A 21,034-nucleotide genomic window follows, 5' to 3' on the forward strand; every position below is an offset into this window, starting at 1 on the left:
AGCCCTGTTGGAGCCGAGAACATGTTGTCCTTCAAGCAGATGGCATTGAACGCAGAGGTCATTGCGTTGCTTCAACGCGTCGGGTTGCCCACCGAAGACCTCGACCCGGTGTCCACCACGTTCTGCGGGATGTGGGAAGACGAAATGCTGTGCGGGGTCATCGCGATCGAGCCGTACCACGGTGTCGGACTGCTGAGGTCGCTCGCGGTCAGCCCCGCGTTTCGAGGCCGCGGCCAGGGTGAGGTGCTGGTGGGCAAGGCGGAGGAGCTTGCGCGCCGCGCGGGCGTGGAGGAGCTTTATCTGCTTACGGTCTCTTCCAGCACCCTGTTCGAGCGCTGCGGCTTTGCCCACGTTGCACGCGACCATGTCCCCGTTTCGATTCGGGAAACCAAGCAGTTTTCCGGCCTGTGCCCGGCCACCTGCGCGGTCATGCGAAAGCGGATCTGATACGCATCGCCCGCCGCATGGCGGGCGATGGTCGCAGGCTGCGCTTACTTCGCCGCCAGCCGCTTCAGCAGCACGGCGGCGGTCTCAGCGGACGACGCGGGGTTCTGCCCGGTGATCAGCAGGCCATCGCTGACCACGTACGAGCCCCAGTCCGGCCCCTTCGAGTAGTCGCCGCCCAGCGCCTTGAGCGTGTCTTCGACCAGGAAGGGCACCACGTCGGTCAGGCCGACGCCGGCTTCCTCGCTGTTGGTGAAACCGGTGACCTTCCGGCCCTGCACCAGCGGGTTGCCGTTGGCGGCCTTGACGTGGCGAAGCACGCCCGGGGCGTGGCAGACCAGCGCGACCGGCTTTTCGGCGGCGATGAACGATTCGATCAGCGCGATGGACTGGCTGTCTTCGGCCAGGTCCCAAAGCGGCCCGTGGCCACCGGGATAGAACACGGTGTCGAAGTCGGCCTGCGAAACGCTGTCCAGGCGAACGGTGCTGGCCAGTTGTGCGGTCGCCGCCGCATCGGCCTCGAAGCGACGGGTGAGGTCGGTCTGGAAGTCGGGCTCGTTGCTCTTTGGATCCAGCGGCGGCTGCCCGCCGTTGGGCGAGGCCAGGGTGATGGTGGCGCCCGCGTCCTGGAACGCGTAGTAGGGCGCGGCGAGTTCTTCGAGCCAGAAGCCGGTCTTGCGACCGGTGTTGCCAAGCGTGTCGTGGGAGGTGAGGACGATCAATACCTTCATGGGGAACGGTTCCTGGTAGATGGAGGAGTACAGTAGACCGGTCGTCTAGAATACCGGCGTGAAAAAACGCCCACAGGGCGTGAAGTACCTGCGGCCTGGGGTCAGGGCGAAGGGTGGAGAATCTGTTGCGTGGTCCGCCACGCGGCGTCGAAGGGCTGGGTATCGCGCACGATCTTCACCATCAGGCTCGCCCCCAACCACAGCGCGTAGAGGCTCTGCGCCACTGCGTCGGGTTTGCCGGTGAAGGCAAGCGAACCCTCGGCGGCGCCCGCTTCCAGTACATGCGCCAGCCGCTCGATGATGCCGGCGGTGCCCCGCTGCAGCGTTGTGCGCATGCTGTGGGACAGGTCTGCCACTTCGGCGCCGAGTTTCACCGCCAGGCACTTGCCCTGGCAGTCCTCGAACGACTGGTTGTCCTTCCAGGCGGCGAAATACGCCTCCAACTGCTGCGCGCGGTTCTTCCCGGGCTGGGCAAAGGTAAGGTCCATGTCGGCCAGATAGGCCGCGAAGTAGTCGTCAAGCAGGGCGTCGCCGAAGGCTTCCTTGGACGCGAAGTAGTGGTAGAACGAGCCTTTCGGTACGCCTGCGGCACTCAGCACTTCATTCAAGCCCACCGCCGAGAAGCCCTTGCCGCCCATGATGCGCTGGCCGGTGGACAGGATCCTGTCGCGAACGTCGGTGCTTTCAGTGGCTGCGGTCGGGCTCATGGACCGCACTGTACTCTCGATTAGACCGGTCGTCTAGTGTCGCGACAGGGTCGGCCGGCGCCCAAGCTAGCTGGCCTTCCGGCTGCAGCCCAACGCACGCTCGACGTGGGACAGCAGGTCGTCTATCTCGAACGGCTTGGCGATGAACGGCACCGCCTTGTGTGCAGCGGGCACCGCCTGCAGGTACACGGCGGACGCAAACAGATATGGTGTGCCCAGACGCGCAAGGCGATCAGCGACCGGAAACACGGCGCCGTCGCGCAACTCAACGTCCAGGATCGCCGCGTCGAACGGCTGGTCGGCAATGGCGAACAGGGCATCGGTCACCGAGTAGGCCGGAACGACCGTGTAGCCCGCGCCACTGAGTACTTCAATGAAGAGTCTCGACAGCTCGATTTCATCCTCGACTACCAGGATGACCTTGTTTGTACGTGATGACGCCAGGGTGCTCATGAAGTGCGCAGGAACGGTAGATACGCCTAAGGTCTACCTTCAGGTGTCAACGCGGCGGAAAGTCCTCTAGTCGCGGTCTTCATCGCAGCGGTCGACCCCCCTGCGGGCAATGCGGGCCGAACCGCAGTAGAAGTACGGTTTTTGGCGGGCCGGGCCATTGCTACGCTCCAGCTTTCTGCGTTGGAGATCCCGCCGTGAATCACGACGTTTCGCGTAAGCCCCACTTCGCCCTCCCGTTGGTCGCCCTCGCCTTAGCGGTGGCCTTATCCGCCTGCCGACGGGAGCCGGACGCGCCCGTCGCAGATGCAGCCAGTGCGCCACCGGCGCCTGCTTCATCAACGCCGCCATCCGCACCGCCGTCCGCAGAACCCAACCGCGCGCCAGAACCCGGAAGCGTGCCGGTGACCGCCGACAACTTCGTGCGCGCCGAATCCGATCGCTATCTCGGCGCGCTGGTGAAGGAGCAGGGACTGGGCAAGCTGTTCCATCATCGCGAACCGGCATCGATCAACAGCCAGACCGTGGTCCGTTTGAATCGCGACACGCTGTACTCCAGCGCGGTGTTCGACCTCGATGCCGGCCCGGTCACGATCACGCTCCCCGATGCGGGTGATCGCTTCATGTCCATGCAGGTCATCGACGAGAACCAGTACACCACCCAGGTCAACTACACGCCCGGCGACTACACGCTCAGCCGTGGCAAGGACGGCACCCGCTATGTGGTGGTCGCCCTTCGAACGCTGGTGGATCCATCCAACCCGGAGGACGTCGCAAAGGTGCACGCGCTGCAGGATGCGATCAAGGTCCAGCAGGCTGCGCCGGGCAGCTTCGACGTACCGAAGTGGGACACAGTGAGCCAGGACAAGGTGCGCACCGCGCTGCTGACGCTGGCATCCACGCTGCCCGACACCCGGCACATGTTCGGCACCCGCGACACGGTCGACCCGGTGCGCCGCGTGATCGGTGCCGCCTCGGCCTGGGGCGGCAACCCTGACAAGGACGCGATGTACCTCAACGTGGTGCCGGCCCGGAACGATGGCAGCACCGTGTACCGGCTGCACGTGGCCGATGTGCCCGTGGACGGGTTCTGGTCGGTGAGCCTGTACAACGCCGAGGGGTACTACGAAAAGAACCCGCAGAACGCCTACACGCTCAACAACCTCACCGCGAAGAAGAGCGCCGACGGCTCGATCGACATCCAGTTCGGTGGCTGCGATGGCCAGGTACCCAACTGCCTGCCCACCATGGCCGGCTGGAACTACATGGTGCGGCTGTACCGGCCCCGTGCGGAGATCCTGGAAGGGCGCTGGACCTTCCCTGACGCCGTGCCGGTGCAATAGCGCAGCCGGCCCCGCTCTCTCCGTACAGGTGCCGTGTACGCGGCACCTGCGATGCTGTGCGCATGAATCCGTCGACCCGTTCCGATCATGAACCCAGCGTGGCAGGAGAAAACCCGCCGCGCTCGCGAGCGTTCGCGCTACGCCGCTGGCTGGGCTGGCTGGTGTTTCCGCTGCTGCTGGGCCTGGTGCTGCTGACCCTGTGGAATGGCGAGTGGCTCAAGGCGCCACGCGCGATGTGGGAGCTGTCGCGCATGCCCGCGCCGACGACGTTGCCGGTCCCGGTGGACGGGGTTGCGGCGCGGCGCATCGCCGATACGTTCGGCGCGCCGCGCGGACGCGACCGCACCCATGCCGGCGTGGACATCTTTGCCAAGCGCGGCACGCCGGTACGGAGCGCGGCGCCAGGCGTGGTGGTCGCGGTGCGCGACAGCGGGCTGGGCGGGCGCCAGGTATGGGTCATTGGACCGGCGCGCGAGCGCTACTACTACGCGCATCTCGAGGACTGGCGCGAGGGGCTGGCCGAGGGCGAGGTGGTCAGCGAAGGCACCGTGCTGGGCTACGTCGGTGACAGTGGCAATGCGGCCGGTACGCCGCCGCACCTGCACTGGGGGATCTACGGTGCCGATGGGGCCTACGATCCGCTGCCGCTGCTGAAGGCGCACCGCACGACCAACGGTCGTGCGCTACCGCGGTAGGTAACGACCGTTGGTCGTTACGCCTTCGACCGCCGGCCGGACACGTGCGCATGCCCGCGCACATGCCAGCGCCATGGGAACTCCACTGCGCGACTGATGCCGATGCGGGGACCCGCCGCCGGATCCTCCGGTGGCGCCATCCCGTCCGACACGATCCGGATGCCGCGGTCATTGCTGACGAGGTCAGCGCCATCAAGTGCCTTGTCGATACCCATCGCCTGCGACAGCCGTCCAGGCCCGCTGGCCAGCTCGCGATCGCGGCGAATGGCTGGCCGCGCCTCACGGATCAGTTCCAATCCCTCCACGGGTTCCAGAGCCCGCAGCAGTACGCCCCAGCCCTGGCCGACTTCGCCGCAGACTGCGTTGCTGCCCCAGTGCATGCCGTAGGTAAAGTAGACATAGAGGTGGCCGCATTCGCCAAACATGGTGGCCGTACGCGGGGTCATGCCCCGGAACGAATGCGCGGCCGGATCCTGATCGCCTGCATAGGCCTCGACTTCAACGATGCGACCGGCCCGGCCATCGTCGCGCACCAGCAGCTTGTTCAGCAGCTCGGGCGCGACCTCGGTCGGATGCCGCCGGTAGAAGCTGCGCGGGAGCGTACGCCAGCGCGACGGAGGCAGGGGCATCAGCGTAGCGCCGGCTGCTGCGCGGCCAGGATCCGCGCCAGCTTGTCCGGATTGCGCTGCACCAGGATCTGGGTGATGCGCTCACCATCGGTATCGAACGACATCGCCGAATCCAGGTGCTCGCCAAAGTAGCGCAGCACCCCCAAGCGGCCGTTGATGAACGCGGACACCATGCGCAGCTCGGCGCGGCGCCGCAGGGTGGGCGCGAACAGGAGCTGGGCAATGCGCGCACCGCCAAGCATCGGCCTGGGGAAGCTGCTGACGATACCGCCGCCGTCGCCGATCAGCTGCGCCGACGTGTCCATCAGCGCGATCATCGACTTCAGGTCGCCCTTGTCCAGGGCATCGGTGAACGCCTGCAACAGTTGCTGGTGGGTGCGGTGCGGCACCTCGTGCAGCGGGCGCTCCTCGCGCAGACGGGTGCGCGCGCGGTGCACGATCTGCCGGCAGGCTGCTTCGCTCTTGTCGAGGATGTGGGCGATCTCGGGATAGTCACGGTCGAACACATCGTGCAGCAGGAAGGCGGCGCGTGCTTCCGGCGCCAGCCGTTCCAGTACCGCCAGGAATGCAACGGAGAGATCGCTGGCCGCTTCGTGCAGTCGCTCAGGCGTGCTGGCATCGTCGGTCAGTACCGGCTCGGGCAGCCAGATGCCCACATAGTGCTCGCGGCTGCGGCGCGCCATGCGCAGCTCGTCGATGGCGATGCGGGTGGTGGTGGCGACCAGCCATGCTTCGGCGTTCTCGATGGCGTCGCGGTCGGTGCCGTTCCAGCGCAGCCACACCTCCTGCGCGACATCTTCGGCTTCGGCCATGGAGCCCAGCATGCGATAGGCCACGCCAAGCACGCGCGGGCGCAGCTGGGTGAAGCGGTCGAGGGAAGTATCCATGGCGGCATTCAACACGAGCGCGCGCCGCAGGGACAGTGCCGTAAGCAGGACACTGTCGACGCACGGTGTTGAGCGCTGGGCACCAATCCAACGGACGCGGGGCTGTCACAGCGCATCGCGCTGGTCCGTCTGCCTTGCATGAGCACCTCATCCACCGCCGACGCCGCAGGCCTGCCACGCCCCGCCGACCAGGTCTGGACCACGTTCCTGTCTGCGCTGGAGGCGCTGCCTGCCGACGCCCGCCTGCTGCTGTTGCTGCACGACGTGGCCGGTGCATCGATCGAGGAGCTCATGCCGTTGCTGGGGTTGCCTGCTGCTGAATGCAGGCAACGGCTGGAAGCGGCCCACGCCTGCCTGCGCGCACATGCGCGCCATCTTGGAGCGCCGCCCGCATGTCCCTGACTGATCCGGCCACCGTAGACGACGGTGTCGACCCCCTCACCACCGGCTTTTCGGCCAGCTACGCCGGGGTGATGGCGTTCATTGCCGTCGCCCACGAGGGCAGCTTCTCGCGCGCGGCCGACCGTCTCGGTATCGGCCGCTCGGCGGTCAGCCGCAGCGTGCAGAAACTGGAGGGGCAGCTGGGCGTGCGCCTTTTCCTGCGCACCACCCGGTCGACCTCGCTCACACGCGAAGGCGAGCTGTTCCACGACGGCTGCCGCCCCGGTGTCGACCGCATCCTGCAGGCGCTGGAGGAAATGCGCGACCTGCGTGACGGGCCGCCACGGGGGCACCTGCGGGTGAGTGCCACGCACGGGTTCGGGCGCAAGGTGATCGCGCCGCTGCTGTCGGCATTCCGGGCCCACTTCCCAGACGTCACCCTCGAACTGCAGCTGGAAGAGCGCCCGCTGGACCTGGCCGCCGACCGGATCGATGTGGCGTTCCGCGACGGCGTGCTGGAAGACAGCGAGGTCATCGCAAAGCACCTGATCCCGATGCAGCTGCTGGTCTGCGCCGCACCGGACTATGTGGTGCGGCACGGCCTGCCGGCCACCGTTGGCGAACTGGCCGCGCATGCCTGCATCAGCCAGCGACAGGCCAACGGGCGGCTGCAGCCTTGGGAGTTTCGTGTGGAAGGCCGGCCACTGAGCGTGGAACCGGCGTCGGCGCTGGTGTTCAACGACGCCGACCTGGCGCTGCAGGCGGTCCTGCAGGGACAGGGCCTGGCGCAGCTGCCGAACTACCAGGTGCGCGCTGCGCTGGATGCCGGGTTGGCGGTGAGCTGCCTGGACCAGTACGCCGCCGACGACCGCGGGCACTACCTGTGCTACCTCAGCCGACGCCAGCTGCCCAAGCGCATCCGCGCGTTCATCGATTTCATCACCAGCGAGGTGCGTGCACTCGACCTGGACGTGGTGACCCATTGGGAAAGCGTGCAGCAGGCCAGTGCACCGGCGCGCGACGTCGATGCCGGCGCGTGGCAATGAACGCCATTGGTGCCTGACAGGCAACAGTGCGCGTCCGCGCGCGGACCTACTGCCGCCGTAGCGGCCTGACTAGCATCGTCACATGCCCCAGCCACCGGGGTTCCATCTTCCACCCCTGGAGCAAGAATATGAAGATCCTGGTTATCGGCGGCACCGGCCGCATTGGCAGCAAGGTCGTCGACCGCCTGCGCGCGGCAGGCCATGACATCGTCATCGCCGCACCGTCCACCGGCATCGACATCATCAGCGGCGACGGCCTGGAGGCGGCCATGGCCGGCACCGACGTGGTCATCGACCTGGCCAACTCGCCATCGTTCGAAGACGCAGAGGTGCTGGCCTTCTTCCAGACCGCGGGGCGCAACATCCTGGCCGCCGAAGCCAAGGCCGGCGTACGCCATCACGTGGCCCTTTCCGTGGTGGGCACCGACAAGCTGGCGGCCAGTGGCTACTTCCGCGGCAAGATCGCGCAGGAGACGTTGATCCGCGAGGCGGGCATCGCCTATACCATCATCCATTCCACCCAGTTCTTCGAATTCCTGCCGGGCATCCTCCAGTCCGCCGGGGAAGCGCTGCGCCTGCCCACCGCGCTGGTGCAGCCGATTTCGGCGGACGACGTGGCCGACGCAGTGGCGCGCATCGCGCTGCAGCCTGCCGTCAACGGGGTGGTGGAGATCGCCGGCCCCGAGCGCGCACCGATGGACGAACTGGCACAGCGCTTCCTCGACCGTACCCACGATCCCCGCCAGGTGGTGGGCGACGCACAGGCACCGTACTTCGGTGCGCAACTGCAGAACGACACGCTGGTGCCGGTCGGCCAGGCGTGGCTGGGCCGGCAGGGCTTCGATGCCTGGCTGCAGCAGTCCGGGTTGGTACGCAGCAACTGATTGCCCGTCCGCCCGCACCTCGTGGAAACGCCATGTCCGACCTGAAGCCGCCGTCGCCCACCGTTCTCGACAAATACCGTGGCGACGAGGTGCGCCCGCTCTACACCGGGCGGGTGCGGGTGAGCGGCGGCGAGACGGGACACGGACGCGCTTCGGGCGTGGTCGTCTCCGACGATGGCGCCTTGGCGCTCGACCTGCGCCTGCCTCCCTCGCTGGGCGGTCCAGGGGGCGGCAGCAACCCCGAGCAGCTGTTGGCTGCCGGCTATGCGGCCTGCTTCCACGGCGCGATGAACCTGCTGGCCAGCCGTGCCGGGCTGGTGCTGGTGGACCCCTGCATCGAGGTGTCGGTGACCTTCTCGCGCGACCCGATCGACGGCCTGTACCTGCTGTCGGCCGAGGTGGAAGCCTACCTGCCCGGCCTTGAGGCCGGCGTGGCCGCCGAGCTGGTGCGCAACACCGAACGTGTCTGCCCCTACGCAAAGATGTTCCGCAACGGCATCACGCACGTGGTGAGCGTGGTGCCCACCGCCGCCCCCTGAGCGGCGTTTCCCCCTGCTGGAGAACACCCTCATGCACGCCGGCCGCTCCTATACCTTCACCGAGTTCCTGCTGTGGACCCGCCGCCCGCTGTACCTGCTGATCCTGCTGGATGTGGCGCTGGTGGCGCTGTACCAGCTCGGCGGGCTGCATTGGCTGGCGGTGCCATGGAACGTAATCTTCATGCTGGGTACCAGCGTGGCGCTGATCGCAGGCTTCAAGAACACCCAGACCTACAACCGGTTGTGGGAAGCGCAGCAGGTGTGGGCCTCCATCACCGCCGCCAGCCGCCTGTGGGGCACGATGAGCCGCGACTACGTGGCCCATCCCGAACACACCCGGCGGCTGGTGTACCGCCACCTGGCGTGGCTGACCGCGCTACGCTACCAGATGCGCGAAACCAAACCCTGGGAGACCGTGCAGCTGGCGCCCAACATCGAGTACCGCAAGCGCTATGACGTGCCGGAAAAGGTGCGCACGCTGGATGCCGAGCTGATCAAGTACGTCACTCCCGAAGAGCGCTCGCGCATCCTGGGCGCTGGCGGCAAGGCCACCGAAGTACTTTCCCTGCAGGGGGCATCGCTGCGTCAGCTGCTGGATGCAGGTGACATACCGCAGGCCAGCTTCGCCGAACTGCAGCGCGTGCTGCGCGACCTGCACGACCAGCAGGCGCGCAGCGAACGGATCAAGAACTACCCCTATCCGCGCCAGTACGCGGTGATCAACGTGATCTTTGTCCGCATCCTGTGCCTGCTGCTGCCACTGGGCATGATCGACCTGCTGGCACCCATGAACGACACCGTGGGCGGGGCGATGGCCGGGCACATGGTGTGGCTGGCGATTCCGCTGAGCGTGCTGGTGTCGTGGATGTATGCCGCGCTGGACCAGGTCGGCGAAAGCAGCGCCAATCCCTTCGAAGGTGGCGCCAACGACATTCCGATTTCGCAGCTGTGCACCTCCATCGAGCTGGACCTGCGCCTGCTGCTGGATGAGCGCGACATTCCGGTACCGCAGGTGCCGGCCAGCCCCATCGTGATGTAGCCCATCGGGAGCACGCACATGAAGATCGTCGTCATCGGAGGTCACGGGCTGATTGGCAGCCGCGTGGTGGAGCAGTTGGCCGCGCAGGGCCACGACGTGCGCGCGGCATCGCGGCGCAACGGCGTGGATGTGGTCGGTGGGCATGGGCTGGATGAAGCTCTGGATGGGGTAGAGGTCGTGGTGGATGCGGGCAATGCACCGATCTTCGAAGACCCCGATGTCACCGCGTATTTCGAGCGCGCCACCACGCGGCTGCTGGCGGCCTGTGATCGCGCCGGCGTTGCGCACTACGTTGGCCTCTCCGTGGTGGGCACTCCCTACCTGCAGGACAGCGCCTACTTCCGGGCCAAAGCCATCCAGGAGGCCCTGATCCGCCGGGCGCCCCTTCCGGCCACGCTGGTCCGTGCCACCCAGTGCTTCGAATTCATGGTCCAGCTGGTTCCGCCCGTCGCTGCGCGCGAGGTGCTGCACCTGTCGCCCGCCAAGGTGCAGCCGGTGGCCGCCGACGATCTCGGCGCCCTGGTCGCACAGGTTGCCACCGCACCGCCTCGCGGCCACACGGTACAGGTCGCTGGCCCGGAGCGTCATCGCCTGTTCGAGCTGGTGGAGTGGGTGATGTACTTCAACCAGGACCAGCGTCCGGTCGTGGCAGATCCCGAGGCGCGCTACTACGGTGCGCTGCTGAAAGATGCCACGCTGACCCCCGAGCCGGGCGCGCTGTTGGGCACTACGCGTTTCATCGATTGGCTGGCCAGCCACCTGCCTGGCAACCGGCCGCGCGTCAATCTTCCCGATCCGCTAGGTGTCAGCGTGGAACGTACGCCGGTAAGCAGCGGGTGACACGCCAAACGCGCGGCTGAAATGGCTGCGCAGTGACACCGTGGAACCGAAGCCTGCGTGCTGGGCCACCCTGTCCAGCGCGCTGTCGCTGGTTTCCAGCAGGCGTTGCGCACGTGCCAGCCGCTGTTCCAGCAGCCATTGGTTGAAGGTGGTGCCGGTGGCGGCGCGGAAATGGCGGGTGAAGGTGCGTCGGCTCATCCGGGCGCGGTCGGCCAGCGCATCGATGCCCAGCGGTTCGGCAAGATGGAACGCGGCCCACTCGAGCACGGCTGCCAGCCTGTCGTCGCCGCAGGTCACCGGCAGGGGCTGCTCGATGTACTGCGCCTGCCCACCCTGGCGATGCGGGGCCACCACCATGCGCCGTGCCACGCGGCTGGCAACCTCGGCACCGTGGTCCTGCCGCACCAGGTGCAGGCAACAGTCGATGGCTGCTGCGGTACCTGCGGAGGTCAAAAGCGTGCCGTCTTCCACGTAGAGCACGTCGCGCTGCAATTGCACGCGCGGGTGCAGTGCAGCCACGTCATCCATGAACACCCAGTGGGTAGAGGCACGACGACCGTCCAGCAGGCCGGCCTGCGCCAACACCACCGCGCCCAGGCACAGCCCGACCAGACGTACGCCACGCGCATGGGCATCGTGAAGCGCTTCCAGCAGCGCCGGGGGCGCCGGTTCAGCCGGGTCGCGCCAGGCCGGCACCACGATGGTGTCCGCCTCGGCCAGGGCCTCCAGTCCATGCGCGATGCCAAGGCTGAAGCCGGCCGGGGTCTGCAGCGGGCCGGGTTCGGCGGCGCACACGGTCACGCGGTAGCGCGGTGCGCCGAGCCGGGCCAGGTCCTCGCCGAACACCGTGCACGGCACGGCCAGGTGGAAGGGGCTGATCTGCTGGTAGGCGACCACGACGACGTGGTGCGGGTGGTGGTCTGGCAGCATGGCCCGATCCTAGCAGGGAATGGCATTCGGGCCACTGTCGGCCGCGCCGGGGGTCCCCAACAATGCTGGCTCATTCCCCAACGGAGTTCACGAATGAACGCCATGATCCTTTCTTTGCTCGCCGGCATGAGCCTGACGGCCCCGGCTACCGCGATTCCTGATGCCGAGGCGCCCACCTTGCGCGCGCTGGGCGGTGCGGTTCCCCCACAGACGCTGGACGCCGGCAGCGCCGCGCTGCTGGTGATCGATTTCCAGAACGAGTACTACAGTGGGCGCCTGCCCATTCCCGATGGCGCTGCCGCGCTGGCCAACGCGCAGGCGCTGGTGCGGATGGCAGATGCCAACGGGATTGCGGTGTACCACGTGCAGCACCTGAACCCGGCGGCGGCACCGGTCTTCGCCGAAGGCACTGAAGGTGCCGCCCTGATCGCCGGCATGCAGCCCGGCCCGCGCCACCACCTGGTAAGCAAACGAACGGTCAGCGTTTTCGCCAGTACCGACCTGGATGATCAGCTGAAGGCCCAAGGCATCCGCACCCTGCTCATCAGCGGACTGATGACGCACGCCTGCGTGGCCGGTGCTGCGCGTGATGCGGTGCCGCGGGGGTACGAGGTGATCGTGGCGTCCGATGCGGTCGCCACCCGGAGCATCCAGGCGCTGCCTGGGCAAGGCACGCTGCCGGCCGAGCTGCTGCACCGCGCGGCATTGACTGAAATCGCCGATGCCTTCGGCAGCGTGATGTCGACCGAGGCGGTGCTGGCGTTGCCGGTGCAGCACTGAGCAATGGCGTGGGCGGCCGTCATCGTACGGTCGCCTGCGCGCGCTACAACGTGTCCACCGCACAACGCGTCGGGCAGGGCGTGCAGCAAACCCTAAAGTCCATGCAGATACGGCCGATATCGATGCGTCATTCCGCCTGGAGTACGTGATGTCGGCCGTTCCCCGCCGTGGTAGTTCCCTTCCCGCCTGGCGCACGCTGTTGCGTTGGCTGTCATCGCTGCGCCGGCTCAGCGTGGCGCGCAAGCTGAAAATCAGCCTGGTGGCCTGTGCAGCGGGCCTGCTGCTGGTGGCCGCCGTCTACGCCTGGACAAGGTACAACAGCGAACGCGCCGCCGACACCTTCGCCTCCCATCAGCAGGCGACCAGCCTGATGGCGGCACTGGGCACCCAGGTGGCCGATGCCCGCCGCCTGCAGACCCGCTACGCAGCGAGCTTCGACGATGCCGACCGGGAGGCGCTGCAGCAGGCACGCCAGCGCCTGCAGGTGTCGCTGGAGGCACTGCAGCGCACCGCCGCCGCCAACGGCAATGCGGCTTCACTCAGGGCATTGGCCACCCGCATCGGCGAGTTTGCCGAGGGGATCAACGCGCTGAATGCACGCGTGGATGAAATGGGAAGGGGCGAGGCCGGGCTGCGCGCGCAGCTGGAGGCCGCCGCTGCTGCGATGGAGGCCGAGCTGGCCCCCCTGCAACAACCCGCACTGGACGCCCAGTGGCAGGCCATCCGCCGTCAGGAAGCGCTGCTGTTGCTCACTGGCGATTCCACCCATGCCGACCGCGCCAGCGAAGCCAAGCTGCCGTTCGAACTGGCGCTGGCAGCGCCGGGCGTGCCGGCGGGCGCACAGGACGCGCTTCGCACCGCGATGGACAGCTACCAGGGTGCACTGCTTGGCTACACCGCCGCGCGGGTCGGGCTGGATGTGGAAGCGCAGTCGCTGGCCGATACCGCTGCACAGATCGCGCCGTCGCTCGAGCAGGTGCAGCGTGCGCAGGCAATGGCCCTGGAGGCCGCGCGTGGGCGCCTGCAGGCGCAGGCGAGGGCGATGACGGTGGTGTTCGCGGTCACGCTGCTGCTGGTGGCTGCGTTGCTGATCGCCACGCTGCTGCTGACCCTGCAGGCGGTGCAACGCCCGATTGCCAACACGTTGCGCTTCGCCGAGGACATCGCCGAGGACCGGCTGGATACGGTGCTGGTCGTGCATAACCCGCACGATGAGTTCGGCCAGCTGGCGCAACGCCTGCGACATATGCAGGAACGGCTGCGCGGCCGGATCGAGGCCGAGCGGGCCGCCGCGCGCGACAACACCCGTGCGCGCCAGGCCCTGGACAGTGCCCAGACCGGCTTGATGGTGCTGGAGCCTGACGGCCGCATCGGCTTCCTCAACCATGCGCTGTGCACTGCGTTGGGCTGCACGCCCAGCCAGTGGCAGGGCCAACCGGCGCAGGTGCTGCATCCGGTGTTTGCGGGCGTCGCCGCGCAGCTGCAGCGCGGCCATGCCAGTGCACACGAGATCGAGCAGGGCGGAATCCGCTATCAGCTGGTACTCAACCCCATCCTCGACCACGACCAGTTGCTGGGAGCCGCGGTGGAATGGCGCAGCCGCGCGCTGGAAACCACGGTCGAAACCGAAGTGGCCGCGCTGGTGGACGCCGCCGCGCAGGGTCAGCTGCAGGCGCGTATCGCGGTGAACGACAAGCAGGGTTTCGTGCTGACCTTGGCGGTGAGCATCAACCGCCTGCTGGATACCTTCCAGGGCAACCTGGCCGGGCTGCAGGCGCTGCTGTCCGGGCTGGCGCACGGTGACCTGGGCGTCCGCATGCAGGGTGACTACCAGGGCGTGTTCGCGCAGATGCGCGACGATGCCAACGCCAGCGTGGCACAGCTGGCCGACATCGTGGCGCGCATCCAGCACGCCACCGCGGCGATCAACGGCGCGGCTGGTGAAATCGTGGCCGGCAACCGTGACCTCGCCGAACGCACGGAACGGCAGGCGGCGCATCTTGAAGAAACCGCGTCCTCCATGGAGGAACTCACTGCAACCGTGCGCGAGAACGCGGATTCGGCGCAGCAGGCCAACCAGCTGGCGATGGATGCCGCTGCCATTGCGGGGCAGGGCGGCAACGCGGTGGCACAGGTCGTGTCCACGATGCACGACATCGCCGCCTCCTCACGGCACATCGGCGACATCACCGGGGTGATCGACGGCATCGCCTTCCAGACCAACATCCTTGCCCTCAACGCTGCGGTGGAAGCCGCACGGGCCGGCGAGCAGGGCCGGAGTTTCGCGGTGGTAGCGGGCGAAGTACGCCTGCTGGCCCAGCGCAGCGCCGATGCCGCCCGCCAGATCAAGCAGCTGATCGAGACCTCGGTGGAGACGGTCAACGCCGGTACCCGGCTGGTAGGCGAGGCTGGTGCCACCATGCGCCGCATCGTCGGCAGCGTGGGGCAGGTCACCGCGATCAGCGCCAGCATCGCGGCGGCCTCGCAGCAGCAGAGCGTGGGCATCGAGCAGGTAGGCAAGACGTTGTTGCAGATGGACGGCAGCACGCAGCAGAACGCGGCGATGGTGGAGGAAGCCTCGGCGTCCGCGCAGGCGATGCAGCGGCAGGCGGCTCTGTTGTCCGAAGCGGTGGCGGCGTTCGTGGTGGCACGGCCTGCGGTAGTGCGCGGGCTTCGTCCTGCGGTAGCGTGATGGGTTCGTGATTGCGGCGTCTACGTGGGCCGCCCAATGGGCGGCGCCACCGGCGGTATGCTTCCCACCATGAGCACACGTCGAAAAACATCGTCTCCCGCCCAGACCCGCAACGCATTTGTCCGCGTGCGCGGGGCGCGCGAGCACAACCTGAAGAACGTCGACGTGGACATCCCGCGCGATGCGCTGGTGGTGTTCTCGGGAATTTCGGGATCCGGCAAGTCCTCGCTCGCCTTCGGCACGCTGTATGCCGAAGCGCAGCGTCGCTACCTGGAGTCGTTGTCACCCTATGCGCGCCGCCTGATCGACCAGGTGGGCGTGCCTGATGTGGATGCCATCGAAGGCCTGCCGCCGGCGGTGGCGCTGCAGCAGCAGCGCGGCACCGCGAGCGTACGCTCCAGCGTGGGCAGCGTGACCACGCTGTCCAGCCTGCTGCGCATGTTGTATTCGCGCGCTGGTACGTATCCGGCCAGACAGCCGATGCTGTATGCCGAGGACTTTTCGCCGAACACACCGCAGGGCGCCTGCCCGAACTGCCATGGCTTGGGCCACGTGTATGAAGTGACCGAACAGTCCATGGTGCCCGATCCCTCGCTGACCATCCGCGAGCGCGCCATCGCCGCATGGCCACCGGCGTGGCACGGGCAGAACCAGCGTGACATCCTGGTGACGCTGGGCTACGACGTTGACATTCCCTGGCGCGACCTGCCTAAGAAGCAGCGCGACTGGATCCTGTTCACCGACGAGCAGCCGGTGGCGCCGGTGTATGCCGGGTTCACCCCGGCAGAAACCCGCGCCGCGCTGCGCCGCAAGGAAGAGCCCAGCTACATGGGCACCTTCAGTGGCGCGCGCCGCTATGTGCTGCACACCTTCGCCACCACCCAGAGCGCCATGATGAAGAAGCGCGTGGCGCGCTACATGGTGGGTACGGTCTGTCCGGTCTGCGATGGCAAGCGCCTCAAGCGTGCTGCCTTGTCGGTGACCTTCGCCGGCATGGACATCGGCGCGCTGTCCCAGCTGTCGCTGGCGGCGATGGCCGAGGCGCTGCGGCCGGCGGCGGAAGGCCGCTTCAACGCGCCGGCAAAGGGGGCAACGCGCAGCCGCGCGGCCGGGCGCAGGGCCGAACAGCTGCGGGTGGAGAAGGGCGGGCCGCTGCATGCAGGCAGCAGTGACGTGCGCCGCACGCCCGACCTGTCCGAGGAGAAGCGTATCGCTGCCCAGCGCATCGCGCACGATCTGGTGGAGCGTATCGGTACGCTCGAATCGCTGGGGTTGGGCTACCTGTCGATGGACCGCGCCACCCCGACGCTGTCGCCGGGTGAGCTGCAGCGTCTGCGCCTGGCCACCCAGATCCGCTCCAGCCTGTTCGGCGTGGTGTACGTGCTGGATGAGCCCACCGCCGGCCTGCATCCGGCAGATGGCGAGGCCCTGTATGGCGCGCTTGACCAGCTCAAGGCAGGCGGCAACACGTTGTTCGTGGTGGAGCACGATCTGGAGATGCTGCGCCGTGCCGATTGGCTGGTGGATGTCGGTCCCGGTGCAGGCCAGCACGGTGGGCAGGTGCTGTACAGCGGTGAGCCCGAGGGGCTGCGCGGCGTCGCCGCCTCGGCCACTGCACCCTACCTGTTCGGCAAGCACGACCGTGCCACCCGCAGCCCGCGCACGCCTGCCGGCTGGCTGGAGCTGCGCGGCATCCACCGCAACAACCTGCATGGGCTGGATGCACGCTTCCCGCTGGGCACGTTCTGCGCGGTTACCGGTGTCTCCGGCTCGGGCAAGTCCAGCCTGGTCAGCCAGGCGCTGGTGGAGCTGGTGGGTGAGCACTTGGGCCATGAGCCGGTGGCGCCCGATGCGGACGATGACCTGCCACAACCCAGCCGGATCGAGCGCACCCGCGGCCGCCTGCATGCCGGTCACACGGCGATCAAGCGCCTGGTGAACGTGGACCAGAAGCCGATCGGGCGCACGCCACGTTCCAACCTGGCCACCTACACCGGCCTGTTCGACCACGTGCGCAAGCTGTTCGCCGGTACCCGCATGGCCAAGGCGCGGCGCTACAGCGCCAGCCGCTTTTCCTTCAACGTGGCGCAGGGCCGCTGCGAAACCTGCGAAGGCGAAGGCTTCGTGCACGTGGAGCTGCTGTTCATGCCCAGCGTGTACGCACCATGCCCGACCTGCCACGGCCAGCGCTACAACGCCAAGACGCTGGAGGTGGAGTGGAATGGCCGCAGCATCGCGCAGGTGCTGGCGATGACGGTGGAAGAGGCGCTGGCGTTCTTTGCCGGTGAATCGGTCGTGCAGCGTCCGTTGCAGCTGCTGTGCGACATCGGGCTGGGCTATCTGCGGTTGGGCCAGCCGGCCACGGAACTGTCTGGTGGCGAAGCGCAGCGGATCAAGCTGGCCACCGAACTGCAGCGCAGCCAGCACGGCAACAGCCTGTACGTGCTCGACGAGCCCACCACCGGCCTGCACCCGGCCGACGTGGACAAGCTGATGGCGCAGCTGCATGGGCTGGTGGATGCGGGCAACACGGTGGTGGTGGTCGAGCACGACCTGCGCGTGGTGGCCGATGCGGACTGGGTGATCGACGTGGGTCCCGGCGCGGGCGAGCAGGGTGGGCAGATCGTGGCGGCGGGAACACCCGAGCAGGTGAGCCGATCGAAAGCAGGCAGGACGGCGGGCTACCTGCGGCGGTTCTTCGCCTGACTGCCTACCCACTGCTCGATTTCCCCATCTGCGAACGGCCCCAGTTTCTGCTTGACGATGTTCCCGTCGGCGCCCACCAGCACCGTGTAGGGCAGCAGACCCTGGGCGTTGCCCAAGCGCACGCTGGCGTCATCCGGCGCTGGCTGCTCGATCACGATCGGGTAGGTCACCGGCACGCGGTCAAGGAAATCGCGTACGCCGTCCGGCGTATCGATGGCCAGGCCCACCACCTGCACGCCATCGGCCGGCTGTGCAGCGGCAAACGCGGCCAACATGGGCATCTCTTCCACGCACGGACCGCACCAGCTGGCCCACACGTTGATCAACAGGGGGCGGCCACCGAAGCGGGCGAAGTCCACGGGCGTGCCATCCACGTCCGGCAGGGTGATGGCCGGCATCGCATCGCCGGGTTGGGCCGGCGCGGCGGCCGGGCGGCCCACCGCAGGAAACCCCGTTTCCTGTGGCGTGCGCGCCACGTAGTACACGCCGGTGCCCAACCCCAGCGCCGCAGCCAGCGCCGCCACCACCATCAACGAGGTACGGGGCGGCGGGGTACTCATCGCGCGGTGCGCAGCAGCGCTTCTTCCACCAGCGCCTGGGTCAGCACGGTGGGCAGCACGGTCGGCGGTGCGCCGGGGCCGTAGACCACGTACAGCGGCACGCCGACCGCCTTGTGCTCTTCCAGGAACGCGGTGATCTCCGGGTCCACGTTGGTGTAGTCACCGCGCATGTACACCGCGTTGGTACGGCGCAGGGTTTCCTCGAAACCCTGGGTGCCCAGCACCGCGCGTTCGTTGGCCTTGCAGGTCACGCACCAGTCGGCGGTCATGTTGACGAACACCACGCGGTTGTCCTGGCGCAGCCGGTCGAGCATCTGCGGCGAATAGGCCACCACGTTGTCGGCCGCGGCCAGTGCGGCTTTGGCCGGTGCAGCGATGCGGGTCACGCCCCACACCGGCACGAGTGCGCCCAGCAGCAGCACCAGCGCCAATGCGGCACCGACGCGCTGGCTGCGCCAGCGGCTGCGCTCGAACCACCACAGCGCCAGGCCCAGCATCACCAGCCCGGCCAGCACGAGTGCCATGGCATCCACGCCACGCTGTTTGCCCAGCACCCACAGCAGCCACAGCGCGGTGGCATACATCGGGAAGGCCAGCACCTGCTTCAGCGTTTCCATCCACGCGCCCGGGCGCGGCAGGCGCTTGGCCAGCGAAGGCACGAAGCCGATCAGCAGGAACGGCAGCGCCAGGCCGAGGCCCAGCATCAGGAACACCAGCATCGCCGGCACCGCCGGTGCGGTGAAGGCATAGGCCAGCGGCGCCCCCATGAACGGCGCCACGCACGGGCTGGCCACCACGCAGGCGAGCACGCCGGTGAAGAAATCGCCCATCGGTCCGCTACGCGAGGCCAGCGACTGGCCCACGCCGCCCAGGCTGCCGCCCAGGGTGAACACCCCGGACAGGCTCAAGCCCACGGTGAACATCAGGTACACCAGTGCGGCAATGAACCACGGGTGCTGCAGCTGGAAGCCCCAGCCCGCCGCCTGCCCGGCGGCACGCAGCGCCAGCACCAGTGCGCCAATCGCGGCGAACGCCACCAGCACGCCTGCCGTGTACCAGAGCGCGTGGCTGCGCGCGCGCTGGCGGCTTTCGCCGCTCTGCGCCACGCCCAGCACCTTCAGCGACAGGATCGGCAGCACGCACGGCATGAGGTTGAGGATCAGGCCGCCGGCCAGGGCCAGCAGCAACGCGGTGATCAGGGTGATCGGCGTGGCACTGCCGCTGCTGCCCGGCGGACGCGTGCGCTGGTCGTTGTCGGCGCTGGCGTCGGGCGTGCCGTCGGCGGGCAGCGCCAGCGCCGGTTCGTTCGGGCGGATCAGCATCGGCTGGGTCGCAATGCCGTTGGCCTCGCGTTCCTGCGCACGCTTATCGCGCGTCACCAGCGGGGCGATCACTTCGCTGCGGCGCGCTTCTTCACCCGCACTGGCGTTGACCTTGCCGGCCGGCAGCGCCAGCTTCACCCGCCGGGTCATCGGCGGGTAGCAGATGCCATCGGTCTGGCAGCCCTGGAAGGTGATCACCAGCGTGGCATCGGCGGCCTCGGCCACGCTGCGGCGCAGCGGCAGCTTCACATCGACCTGGTCGAAATACACCGACACATCGCCGAAGTGCTCGTCGCGGTGCGACTTGGCGGCCGGCCACAGCGGCTTGTCCGCGCGGATGCCCGGGGCGCCTTCCAGCTTCAGCGAAGTGCGGTCGCGGTAGAGGTAGTAGCCCGGCGCCGGACTGAAACGCAGCAGCACGGTATTGCCATCGCCGACGATGGCTTCGAAGCCGAAGGCGCGTTCGGACGGCAGCGGCAGTGACGGGGTGCTGGCCGCGCCGGGCAGGCGCAGGCCACCGGCGGCATTGCCGGCCAGCGGGTTGTTGAACGGCGACGCGGCGGCGGCGCCCAAGGCCGGGGTCATGGCGCTGTCGGCGCGGGCGCTGCCACCCGGCAGCGTGACCTGCACGCTGCGCTTCTGCGGCGGGTAGCACACGCCGGCATCGGCGCAGCCCTGGTAACGCACTTCCAGCGTCACCGTTTCAGCACCGTCGGCAGCCTTGCCGGGCAGTACGGCGGTCAGCCGCTCACGGTAGGTTTCCACTTCGCCGAAGAAGTCATCGTGGTGCTTCTTGCCGGCCGGCATCTGCAGCGCCTCGGCACTGAAGCCGGCGTCGCTCTTGACCGTAGTGCGGTGGCGGTAGAGGTAGTAGCCCGGCGCGATCTTCCAGCTCACCTCGATACGGTCGCGGTCGCGCGCCTGCGCGCTCAGCCCGAAGGCTTCATCCACCGGCAGCAGGTCTTTCTCGCTGACGGCCAGTGCCGGCAGGGACACCACGAACAGCGCGCACAGCGCCGCAACACGACGAAACAGCGTCATCAATCAGTTTCCTCTCGGGTCTGGGCCCGAATCCAATCCAGGTACGCCGGCAGGCCGGCGCGGGTTTCGACCGCGATGCACTCGGGGAGTTCATACGGGTGCAGCACCTGCACGCGCGCGATGGCCGCATCCAGGCGGCTGCCGGTGGTCTTGATCAGCAGTTGGACCTCAGCGTCCTCGGTCACCTCACCGTGCCAGCGGTAGGTCGAGTGCGCCCCGTCCAGCCGGGTCACGCAGGCGGCCAGGCGTTCTTCCACCAGCGCATGCGCCAGCCGCGTGGCGGTGGCCGCATCGGGGCAGGTGGTCAGGAGGATGAATACGGGATCGGGGGTCGACATGACCGCCGAGTATAGAGATCGCGGCCTGGCGATGCCGGCCGGTTCCGCCT

At 68.0% G+C, this 21,034-nt stretch carries 21 protein-coding genes; 12 read left to right on the forward strand and 9 right to left on the reverse strand.

Translation table 11 applies throughout. The features are described 5' to 3' along the window. The first annotated feature begins 21 nt into the window (after window positions 1-21). Window positions 22-447 (forward strand): arsenic resistance N-acetyltransferase ArsN2, encoded by a 426-nt coding sequence (gene arsN2 / locus QE395_RS01750; RefSeq protein WP_306987382.1) that lies wholly within the window; start codon window positions 22-24, stop codon window positions 445-447. A gap of 44 nt (window positions 448-491) precedes the next feature. Here arsN2 and QE395_RS01755 read toward each other — a convergent pair whose 3' ends face one another. The 3 genes from QE395_RS01755 to QE395_RS01765 all read right to left on the reverse strand — a co-directional run bounded on the left by QE395_RS01755 (window position 492) and on the right by QE395_RS01765 (window position 2,335). Continuing rightward, window positions 492-1,175 (reverse strand): type 1 glutamine amidotransferase domain-containing protein, encoded by a 684-nt coding sequence (locus tag QE395_RS01755; protein ID WP_306987383.1) that lies wholly within the window; start codon window positions 1,173-1,175, stop codon window positions 492-494. Between the two features lie 101 nt (window positions 1,176-1,276). Then, window positions 1,277-1,882 carry a TetR/AcrR family transcriptional regulator gene (locus QE395_RS01760; RefSeq protein WP_306987384.1) on the reverse strand — a complete coding sequence of 202 codons (606 nt, stop codon included), beginning with the start codon at window positions 1,880-1,882 and terminating at the stop codon, window positions 1,277-1,279. A 66-nt stretch (window positions 1,883-1,948) separates the two neighbouring features. Next, entirely contained in the window at window positions 1,949-2,335 is a 387-nt protein-coding gene (locus QE395_RS01765) for a response regulator (RefSeq protein WP_217537956.1), read from the reverse strand. Window positions 2,336-2,736: 401 nt separating this feature from the next. On the opposite strand from QE395_RS01765, the gene QE395_RS01770 reads away from it, so the two are divergent. Together QE395_RS01770 and QE395_RS01775 are read left to right on the forward strand one after the other, a co-directional pair. Then, window positions 2,737-3,675 carry a DUF1254 domain-containing protein gene (locus QE395_RS01770; RefSeq protein WP_306987386.1) on the forward strand — a complete coding sequence of 313 codons (939 nt, stop codon included), beginning with the start codon at window positions 2,737-2,739 and terminating at the stop codon, window positions 3,673-3,675. 176 nt (window positions 3,676-3,851) lie between these two features. Beyond that, entirely contained in the window at window positions 3,852-4,370 is a 519-nt protein-coding gene (locus QE395_RS01775) for a M23 family metallopeptidase (RefSeq protein WP_254622123.1), read from the forward strand. A 17-nt stretch (window positions 4,371-4,387) separates the two neighbouring features. Here the strand turns inward: QE395_RS01775 and QE395_RS01780 are convergent, their stop codons facing one another. Further along, on the reverse strand, window positions 4,388-4,999 hold the full coding sequence (locus tag QE395_RS01780; protein WP_306987387.1) for a DNA-3-methyladenine glycosylase: 612 nt from the start codon (window positions 4,997-4,999) through the stop codon (window positions 4,388-4,390). Then, on the reverse strand, window positions 4,999-5,886 hold the full coding sequence (locus tag QE395_RS01785; RefSeq protein ID WP_306987389.1) for an RNA polymerase sigma-70 factor: 888 nt from the start codon (window positions 5,884-5,886) through the stop codon (window positions 4,999-5,001). The genes QE395_RS01780 and QE395_RS01785 overlap by 1 nt, the downstream gene beginning before the upstream one ends. Window positions 5,887-6,024: 138 nt before the next feature. Between QE395_RS01785 and QE395_RS01790 the strand changes: the two genes are divergently transcribed. The 6 genes from QE395_RS01790 to QE395_RS01815 all read left to right on the forward strand — a co-directional run bounded on the left by QE395_RS01790 (window position 6,025) and on the right by QE395_RS01815 (window position 10,615). Continuing rightward, on the forward strand, window positions 6,025-6,288 hold the full coding sequence (locus QE395_RS01790) for a hypothetical protein (RefSeq protein ID WP_093534796.1): 264 nt from the start codon (window positions 6,025-6,027) through the stop codon (window positions 6,286-6,288). Then, window positions 6,279-7,313 carry a LysR family transcriptional regulator gene (locus QE395_RS01795; protein WP_210131168.1) on the forward strand — a complete coding sequence of 345 codons (1,035 nt, stop codon included), beginning with the start codon at window positions 6,279-6,281 and terminating at the stop codon, window positions 7,311-7,313. The genes QE395_RS01790 and QE395_RS01795 overlap by 10 nt, the downstream gene beginning before the upstream one ends. Before the next feature lie 128 nt (window positions 7,314-7,441). Further along, window positions 7,442-8,197: an SDR family oxidoreductase gene (locus QE395_RS01800; RefSeq protein ID WP_095363064.1), complete on the forward strand. Its 756-nt coding sequence runs from the start codon at window positions 7,442-7,444 to the stop codon at window positions 8,195-8,197. A gap of 32 nt (window positions 8,198-8,229) precedes the next feature. Continuing rightward, the gene (locus tag QE395_RS01805) at window positions 8,230-8,736 is read left to right on the forward strand and encodes an Ohr family peroxiredoxin (RefSeq protein WP_068854202.1); all 507 of its coding nucleotides are present in this window, start codon (window positions 8,230-8,232) and stop codon (window positions 8,734-8,736) included. A gap of 31 nt (window positions 8,737-8,767) precedes the next feature. Continuing rightward, entirely contained in the window at window positions 8,768-9,775 is a 1,008-nt protein-coding gene (locus QE395_RS01810) for a bestrophin family ion channel (RefSeq protein WP_095363063.1), read from the forward strand. An 18-nt stretch (window positions 9,776-9,793) separates the two neighbouring features. Further along, the gene (locus QE395_RS01815; protein WP_306987392.1) at window positions 9,794-10,615 is read left to right on the forward strand and encodes an NAD(P)H-binding protein; all 822 of its coding nucleotides are present in this window, start codon (window positions 9,794-9,796) and stop codon (window positions 10,613-10,615) included. Here the strand turns inward: QE395_RS01815 and QE395_RS01820 are convergent. Next, on the reverse strand, window positions 10,574-11,545 hold the full coding sequence (locus QE395_RS01820; protein WP_306987393.1) for a helix-turn-helix domain-containing protein: 972 nt from the start codon (window positions 11,543-11,545) through the stop codon (window positions 10,574-10,576). The two genes, QE395_RS01815 and QE395_RS01820, sit on opposite strands and share 42 nt — an antisense overlap. Before the next feature lie 102 nt (window positions 11,546-11,647). On the opposite strand from QE395_RS01820, the gene QE395_RS01825 reads away from it, so the two are divergent. The 3 genes from QE395_RS01825 (at window position 11,648) to QE395_RS01835 (ending at window position 17,723) form a co-directional block, all read left to right on the forward strand. Further along, on the forward strand, window positions 11,648-12,325 hold the full coding sequence (locus tag QE395_RS01825; protein ID WP_249833195.1) for an isochorismatase family protein: 678 nt from the start codon (window positions 11,648-11,650) through the stop codon (window positions 12,323-12,325). A 148-nt stretch (window positions 12,326-12,473) separates the two neighbouring features. After that, complete coding sequence (locus QE395_RS01830) at window positions 12,474-15,017, forward strand: methyl-accepting chemotaxis protein (RefSeq protein WP_249833194.1); 2,544 nt, start codon at window positions 12,474-12,476, stop codon at window positions 15,015-15,017. A 69-nt stretch (window positions 15,018-15,086) separates the two neighbouring features. Further along, window positions 15,087-17,723, forward strand: coding sequence for an excinuclease ABC subunit UvrA (locus QE395_RS01835; RefSeq protein ID WP_306987395.1), 2,637 nt, complete (start codon window positions 15,087-15,089; stop codon window positions 17,721-17,723). Here the strand turns inward: QE395_RS01835 and QE395_RS01840 are convergent. Genes QE395_RS01840 through cutA form a run of 3 tightly spaced genes read right to left on the reverse strand, consistent with a single transcriptional unit; the run spans window position 17,699 to window position 20,984 of the window. Then, window positions 17,699-18,283, reverse strand: a complete 585-nt coding sequence (locus tag QE395_RS01840; protein ID WP_095363059.1) for a TlpA disulfide reductase family protein — start codon at window positions 18,281-18,283, stop codon at window positions 17,699-17,701. The two genes, QE395_RS01835 and QE395_RS01840, sit on opposite strands and share 25 nt — an antisense overlap. After that, on the reverse strand, window positions 18,280-20,646 hold the full coding sequence (locus QE395_RS01845) for a protein-disulfide reductase DsbD domain-containing protein (protein ID WP_306987397.1): 2,367 nt from the start codon (window positions 20,644-20,646) through the stop codon (window positions 18,280-18,282). Before QE395_RS01845 ends, QE395_RS01840 begins: the two co-directional genes overlap by 4 nt. Next, window positions 20,646-20,984: a divalent-cation tolerance protein CutA gene (cutA, locus tag QE395_RS01850; protein WP_068854197.1), complete on the reverse strand. Its 339-nt coding sequence runs from the start codon at window positions 20,982-20,984 to the stop codon at window positions 20,646-20,648. The genes QE395_RS01845 and cutA overlap by 1 nt, the downstream gene beginning before the upstream one ends. Window positions 20,985-21,034: the final 50 nt, after the last annotated feature.

The sequence above is a fragment of the Stenotrophomonas sp. SORGH_AS_0282 genome (assembly GCF_030818125.1).
Lineage (GTDB): Bacteria > Pseudomonadota > Gammaproteobacteria > Xanthomonadales > Xanthomonadaceae > Stenotrophomonas > Stenotrophomonas rhizophila_A.

What these genes read in the sequence shown, in the direction of transcription:
- arsN2 (WP_306987382.1), top strand. Translation starts at nt 22, where the DNA reads ATGTTGTCCTTCAAGCAGATGGCATTGAACGCAGAGGTCATTGCGTTG.
- QE395_RS01755 (WP_306987383.1), bottom strand. Translation starts at nt 1,175, where the DNA reads ATGAAGGTATTGATCGTCCTCACCTCCCACGACACGCTTGGCAACACC.
- QE395_RS01760 (WP_306987384.1), bottom strand. Translation starts at nt 1,882, where the DNA reads ATGAGCCCGACCGCAGCCACTGAAAGCACCGACGTTCGCGACAGGATC.
- QE395_RS01765 (WP_217537956.1), bottom strand. Translation starts at nt 2,335, where the DNA reads ATGAGCACCCTGGCGTCATCACGTACAAACAAGGTCATCCTGGTAGTC.
- QE395_RS01780 (WP_306987387.1), bottom strand. Translation starts at nt 4,999, where the DNA reads ATGCCCCTGCCTCCGTCGCGCTGGCGTACGCTCCCGCGCAGCTTCTAC.
- QE395_RS01785 (WP_306987389.1), bottom strand. Translation starts at nt 5,886, where the DNA reads ATGGATACTTCCCTCGACCGCTTCACCCAGCTGCGCCCGCGCGTGCTT.
- QE395_RS01790 (WP_093534796.1), top strand. Translation starts at nt 6,025, where the DNA reads ATGAGCACCTCATCCACCGCCGACGCCGCAGGCCTGCCACGCCCCGCC.
- QE395_RS01795 (WP_210131168.1), top strand. Translation starts at nt 6,279, where the DNA reads ATGTCCCTGACTGATCCGGCCACCGTAGACGACGGTGTCGACCCCCTC.
- QE395_RS01800 (WP_095363064.1), top strand. Translation starts at nt 7,442, where the DNA reads ATGAAGATCCTGGTTATCGGCGGCACCGGCCGCATTGGCAGCAAGGTC.
- QE395_RS01805 (WP_068854202.1), top strand. Translation starts at nt 8,230, where the DNA reads ATGTCCGACCTGAAGCCGCCGTCGCCCACCGTTCTCGACAAATACCGT.
- QE395_RS01810 (WP_095363063.1), top strand. Translation starts at nt 8,768, where the DNA reads ATGCACGCCGGCCGCTCCTATACCTTCACCGAGTTCCTGCTGTGGACC.
- QE395_RS01815 (WP_306987392.1), top strand. Translation starts at nt 9,794, where the DNA reads ATGAAGATCGTCGTCATCGGAGGTCACGGGCTGATTGGCAGCCGCGTG.
- QE395_RS01820 (WP_306987393.1), bottom strand. Translation starts at nt 11,545, where the DNA reads ATGCTGCCAGACCACCACCCGCACCACGTCGTCGTGGTCGCCTACCAG.
- QE395_RS01825 (WP_249833195.1), top strand. Translation starts at nt 11,648, where the DNA reads ATGATCCTTTCTTTGCTCGCCGGCATGAGCCTGACGGCCCCGGCTACC.
- QE395_RS01830 (WP_249833194.1), top strand. Translation starts at nt 12,474, where the DNA reads ATGTCGGCCGTTCCCCGCCGTGGTAGTTCCCTTCCCGCCTGGCGCACG.
- QE395_RS01835 (WP_306987395.1), top strand. Translation starts at nt 15,087, where the DNA reads ATGAGCACACGTCGAAAAACATCGTCTCCCGCCCAGACCCGCAACGCA.
- QE395_RS01840 (WP_095363059.1), bottom strand. Translation starts at nt 18,283, where the DNA reads ATGAGTACCCCGCCGCCCCGTACCTCGTTGATGGTGGTGGCGGCGCTG.
- QE395_RS01845 (WP_306987397.1), bottom strand. Translation starts at nt 20,646, where the DNA reads ATGACGCTGTTTCGTCGTGTTGCGGCGCTGTGCGCGCTGTTCGTGGTG.
- cutA (WP_068854197.1), bottom strand. Translation starts at nt 20,984, where the DNA reads ATGTCGACCCCCGATCCCGTATTCATCCTCCTGACCACCTGCCCCGAT.